This is a genomic window from Pantoea sp. ANP04 (assembly GCF_041982285.1).
GTDB classification, from domain to species: domain Bacteria; phylum Pseudomonadota; class Gammaproteobacteria; order Enterobacterales; family Enterobacteriaceae; genus Pantoea; species Pantoea eucalypti.
On sequence record NZ_JAUTYS010000137.1, the window covers coordinates 1 to 549 of the forward strand.

Sequence of the window (549 nt, forward strand, 5' to 3'; positions counted from 1 at the left end):
CTCGCGTGCCTCGTCCATCTCCTTCCTGCGCACCTCGTGGATGTTCTCCTCGATGTACGGGTCCCCCTGGAGCTTGGGGTTGAGGATGGAGCCGCGTTCCCCTCCCGTGCAGGTCACCACGAGCACGTCCACCCCCTCGGACACGTACTTCGCCATGGTGGCCGCGCCCTTGCTCGACTCGTCGTCGGGGTGGGCGTGGACGGCCATCAGTCGCAGCTGGTCAGTCAAGACTCGATCCTCGGTTAAGTCGGCGCCCCGTGTCGGTCGGCGCGTTCGGCGGCTTCTATAGTGACCGAATCGGGAGGCGAATAATTCCGGGGTCCTGCTCCGGTGCTCCTTTCGGGACATCCGTTCCGTTCCGGCCGAGAGGACGATCATGAGTACGGCGACGACGCGCCCGCCCGAGAGCCGCTACGGCCGCTCCTCGGACGCGCAGGCCGACCGCACGCTCAAGCTCGTCGGCACGGTCCTCGGTGTCCTGCTCCTCGCACTGCTCGGCTGGTACGGCTACCACTACGTCGCGCAGAACGAGATCAGCGGCGAAGTGAT

General features: G+C 66.3%; 1 protein-coding gene. It reads right to left on the reverse strand.

The window, feature by feature from the left end; translation table 11 throughout:
• Positions 1-228, reverse strand: a 228-nt coding sequence (locus Q7C21_RS22760) for a PIG-L family deacetylase (protein WP_375151204.1), incomplete at its 3' end; no start/stop codon positions are given.
• Between the last annotated feature and the right edge of the window lie 321 nt (positions 229-549).